We start from the raw sequence: 717 nt of genomic DNA, 5'->3' as shown, positions 1-717 counted from the left end.
CGAGACGACGGTCCCGCTGAGTCGTCGAGTGGGTCCCCCGCCGAGGGCTCGGTGGCTTCGTTAGTGTGCCGTTTCGTTGACCGCGCATCTACCTCCGTGGTTCGGAAATCGGGTATATAAACACTCGGCGGGGATAATCACGGCTGATAATCGAGTACGTATCTTTATACGCTGAATCTCACCACTCTGAAGCAGACAGGTGGCGGCGGATGTCGCCGCCGGGGTTGACCATGCGACAAGATGCAATCACGACCGAGATGAGCGCGGACGAGACCGACGCGGAGGACTCCGCCGAAGAAGTACAGGTGCTGGAATTCCAACTCGGACCGGAGACGTACTGCGTCGACATCGAGTACGTGAGTCAAATCGTCGACAAGGGTCAACTCACGGCCGTTCCGAACGCTCCCGACCACGTCGAGGGCGTGATGGACCTCCGTGGTCGAACGACTTCGATTATCAATCCCAAATCGCTCCTCAGTATCGACGAAGAGGGCGAGTCGAAGCGCATCGTCATCTTCGACGCGAACAAGTTCGAAGACGAGGCCGCGACCGGCTGGCTCGTCGACGAAGTGTATCAGGTCGTTCGCATCTCGATGGACGACGTCGAGGACCCGCCGCTCGAAAAGGACGAATCTATCGAGGGCGTCATCAAGCGCGACGGCGACCTCGTCGTCTGGATTTCGCCGGTTCACGCCTTCGAGTAGGTCAGTTTTACCG

The 717-nt window shown here is 58.9% G+C and carries 1 protein-coding gene; it reads left to right on the top strand.

What is annotated here, in order from left to right; genetic code table 11:
* Positions 1-230: 230 nt before the first annotated feature.
* Positions 231-704, top strand: a complete 474-nt coding sequence (locus DVK00_RS20635; RefSeq protein ID WP_121578510.1) for a chemotaxis protein CheW — start codon at positions 231-233, stop codon at positions 702-704.
* Positions 705-717: the final 13 nt, after the last annotated feature.

This window comes from Haloarcula sp. Atlit-47R (assembly GCF_003665985.1).
Taxonomy (GTDB): domain Archaea; phylum Halobacteriota; class Halobacteria; order Halobacteriales; family Haloarculaceae; genus Haloarcula; species Haloarcula taiwanensis.
The sequence above is the reverse complement of the archived record's forward strand: the minus strand, read 5'-3'. Positions and strand labels throughout refer to the sequence as shown.

What these genes read in the sequence shown, in the direction of transcription:
- DVK00_RS20635 (WP_121578510.1), top strand. Translation starts at nt 231, where the DNA reads ATGCGACAAGATGCAATCACGACCGAGATGAGCGCGGACGAGACCGAC.